The 3,095-nt window shown below is 43.7% G+C and carries 4 protein-coding genes; 3 read left to right on the top strand and 1 reads right to left on the bottom strand.

Annotated elements, in window-relative coordinates:
• Positions 1–53 precede the first annotated feature (53 nt).
• From A5295_RS04445 to pyrE, 3 genes are all read left to right on the top strand, one after another.
• Entirely contained in the window at positions 54–950 is an 897-nt protein-coding gene (locus A5295_RS04445; RefSeq protein ID WP_004106407.1) for a dihydroorotate dehydrogenase electron transfer subunit, read from the top strand.
• 5 nt (positions 951–955) lie between these two features.
• Complete coding sequence (locus tag A5295_RS04440) at positions 956–1,957, top strand: dihydroorotate dehydrogenase (protein ID WP_064621858.1); 1,002 nt, start codon at positions 956–958, stop codon at positions 1,955–1,957.
• 62 nt (positions 1,958–2,019) lie between these two features.
• The gene (gene pyrE, locus A5295_RS04435; RefSeq protein WP_064621856.1) at positions 2,020–2,712 is read left to right on the top strand and encodes an orotate phosphoribosyltransferase; all 693 of its coding nucleotides are present in this window, start codon (positions 2,020–2,022) and stop codon (positions 2,710–2,712) included.
• On the opposite strand, the gene A5295_RS04430 is transcribed toward pyrE, so the two are convergent.
• Complete coding sequence (locus A5295_RS04430) at positions 2,688–3,077, bottom strand: YccF domain-containing protein (RefSeq protein WP_012914266.1); 390 nt, start codon at positions 3,075–3,077, stop codon at positions 2,688–2,690. The genes pyrE and A5295_RS04430 overlap by 25 nt on opposite strands.
• Positions 3,078–3,095 lie beyond the last annotated feature (18 nt).

The raw sequence follows: 3,095 nt of genomic DNA, 5'->3' as shown, positions 1-3,095 counted from the left end.
ATTAAAAATAAAACGCAACGGTACAAAACACATACAAGGGTAGGGGAAACCACATGAGTGATGGCATGTTTATTCCAACGCGAAAAGCCTCTGGAAACGCCATAATTACGTTACGTGAAGACGCTTTTGATTCTTCCGGCTCAAGTTCTGCAGACGAAAGCAATAATGCAAAATATTCGCGCCTTTGGGGGCGCAGAGCTGTAGAAGTACTCAATAATGAGAAGCTAGACGAAGGCGTGTACCGTTTAACTTTGCGAGATTCTGAGATTGCTAAAAAAGCTGCTCCTGCGCAATTTGTGAACTTGTATTCCCCTGATCCAACTGCTATGCTTCCGCGTCCTTTTGGAGTTGCAAGCGTAGAAGGCGATACTTTTACTTTGATTTTTGCTGTGATTGGCAAAGGCACTGCTAAGTTTGCTGAGCTTAAACCAGGAGATAGCATTGACGCTCTTGGACCTTTGGGACTTGGCTTTAATATTTCCAAACCTGCACATTATGTGTTGGTAAGTGGCGGCTTGGGAGTGCCACCTATTTTGTGTGCTGCTCAAGCGCTTTCAAAGCGTGAAGATTCTAGCGTAACGGCAGTGCTTGGCTACCGTAACAAACGTTTTGCAGATGATTTAACGAAAGAATATATTTCAGACGTACACAGTATTACAAATGCTGAAGGAACTGTTATTACACTTCTTGACGAACTTGAAAAAGTTAAGCATTTTGATTTCGACGACGATTTGCCAACTGTTATTTTGTCTTGCGGACCTTTGCCTATGATGAAAGCTGTAGCTCACTGGGCACATGAAAGAAATATTGAGTGTCAGCTCAGTTTAGAAGCGCGTATGGGATGCGGATACGGAACTTGCGTTGCTTGCGTTGTTGACACTTTGGAAGGCAGGCTGAAAGTTTGCAACGATGGTCCTGTTTTTGATGCGAATCGTTTGGGTTGGGAGTAAAAAATATGAGTGCTGTAAATAATGCCGAAAATAATTCTGTAAATAACGCAAATTCCGCAACAAATTCCGCTGAAACTTTTGGCTTTGACACTAGCCACGTTTGGAAGCATCCAACTCAAGTTGCAGGCGTTAAGTGGAAAAACATGGTTGGAACTGCTTCTGGAACTTTCCAGCTTGCAGCTTGCCGACGCTTTTATGACGTAAGCCAACTCGGCGCAATTTGCACAAAAGGTGTTTCCCCTGTTCCTTGGGAAGGAAATCCTTCTCCGCGCACTGCAGAATCTCCTTCTGGAATGGTAAACGCAGTTGGATTGCAAAATCCTGGTGTCGACCATTATTTAGTAGACGAGTTGCCGAAACTAAAATCCATGGGAGCGCTTGTTATTACTAATGTTGCAGGTCACAGTGACGACGATTATGCGCAAGTTGTTGAAAAGCTTGCAGATTCTGCGGCCGACATGCTTGAAATTAATGTAAGCTGCCCAAACGTGACTCACGGCGGAATGAGCGTTGGTACGGATCCGGTTGCATTGCACCGCTTAATTAAGCGTCTTCGCGCAATGACAAGCAAGCCAATGATTGTAAAAATGACGCCAAATGTGACGGATATCGTTTCGATTTGCAAAGCTGCAGTTGATGCTGGAGCGGATGCTTTAAGCATGATTAACACGCTAGTTGGTTTGCGAATTGATATTCGAACAGGCGAGCCTATTATTGCGAATCGCACGGGCGGTGTTTCCGGCCCTGCAATCTTCCCAATTGGGCTTGGGTTTGTGTGGCGAGTGCGTCAAGCTATGCCAGATATTCCAATTATTGGCATTGGCGGCATTGATTCTGGCGAAAAAGCTTTGGAATACTTGTATGCTGGCGCGAATGCTGTAGAAGTTGGTGCTGCTGCTTTGGTGGATCCTACTGCTCCTATTCGCATTGCTCGCGAGCTTGACGATTTGCTTGATTCTCGTCCAAAGCTTGCGTCTTTACTCGCTGAAGGCAAAACTTGGCGCTGAAATTAAGTATTTAAAAAGTATTTAGAAAGTATTTAAAATCATTTTAAGAAAGAGAGCTAATTATGGCAGAATTAGACGAACGTTTTACAAAGTTTTTGCTTGATTCAGGTGCGCTTAAATTTGGTGACTTTACGCTGAAATCTGGTCGTCAATCACCTTATTTTATTAACGCTGGTGCTTTTGACGACGGCATGAAAATCGCAAATCTAGGCGCATACTACGCTGAGCGCGTTGTTGCAGCAATCGAAGATGGCAAACTTCCGCAAGATATCGACACTGTTTTCGGCCCTGCTTATAAGGGTATTCCGCTGGCAGTTTCTACGGCAATGGCTTTGACGAATAATCATAATATGCCTGTTGGTTTTACTTTCGATCGCAAAGAGCGAAAGGATCATGGCGACGGCGGAATTATGGTTGGAAAACCGTTAAAAGACGGCATGAAAGTTCTGTTAGTTGACGACGTGATGACTGCTGGAACTGCAGTTCGCGAAACTTTGCCAAAGCTTAAAGCGGAAGCAAATGTGCAAGTTGTTGGCTTGATTTTGGCAGTAGACAGAATGGAACGCACGAAAGACAGTAAGCTTTCTGCAGTAAAAGCAGTAGAGCAGGAGTTTGGATTCCCAGTTTTGCCAATTGCAAATGTGCGCGAAATTTTCGCTGCAGCTCAAAAACTCACTAATAGTGACGGTAAGCCAGTTATGGATGAGGAATTAGCTTCGCGCGCTGCAGATTACTTGCGTACGTATGGTGCGTAACTATCTTCTACAATTTCGGAACCAAACGGCCACAACGCAAGTTTTGCCATTTTGAAAGATTGTATGCCAAATGGAATGCCAACAATTGTGCAGCAGCAAATGAATCCTGAAACGATATAACCTAATGCAAGCATTGGCCCAATGAAAAATACAATCCATAATATGTTCCAAATTGTGCTAGTGCCGCCTCGGTAAATAACGTGTTTTCCAAATGGCGTGAGTGTGAGCTTTGCCATTTTGAATGCTTGAATACCGAATGGTACGCCAATAACGGTTATGCAAAGAAGGAAACTTATAAGTAACCAGCTTGCAGCAATGAAGAGACCGCCGAATATCAGCCACACAATATTGCCAAGAAGTTTCATAAAAGTAGTATATTAGTT

The sequence above is a fragment of the Gardnerella sp. 26-12 genome (genome assembly GCF_001660745.1).
In the GTDB taxonomy this organism is placed as follows: Bacteria; Actinomycetota; Actinomycetes; order Actinomycetales; family Bifidobacteriaceae; genus Bifidobacterium; species Bifidobacterium swidsinskii.
Note: the sequence above shows the minus strand (reverse complement) of the source record. Positions and strands in the feature narration are given on the sequence as shown.

Bases quoted from the DNA above. Each gene is read 5' to 3' on its own strand.
- A5295_RS04430 (WP_012914266.1), bottom strand. From the start codon at position 3,077: ATGAAACTTCTTGGCAATATTGTGTGGCTGATATTCGGCGGTCTCTTC.
- pyrE (WP_064621856.1), top strand. From the start codon at position 2,020: ATGGCAGAATTAGACGAACGTTTTACAAAGTTTTTGCTTGATTCAGGT.
- A5295_RS04440 (WP_064621858.1), top strand. From the start codon at position 956: ATGAGTGCTGTAAATAATGCCGAAAATAATTCTGTAAATAACGCAAAT.
- A5295_RS04445 (WP_004106407.1), top strand. From the start codon at position 54: ATGAGTGATGGCATGTTTATTCCAACGCGAAAAGCCTCTGGAAACGCC.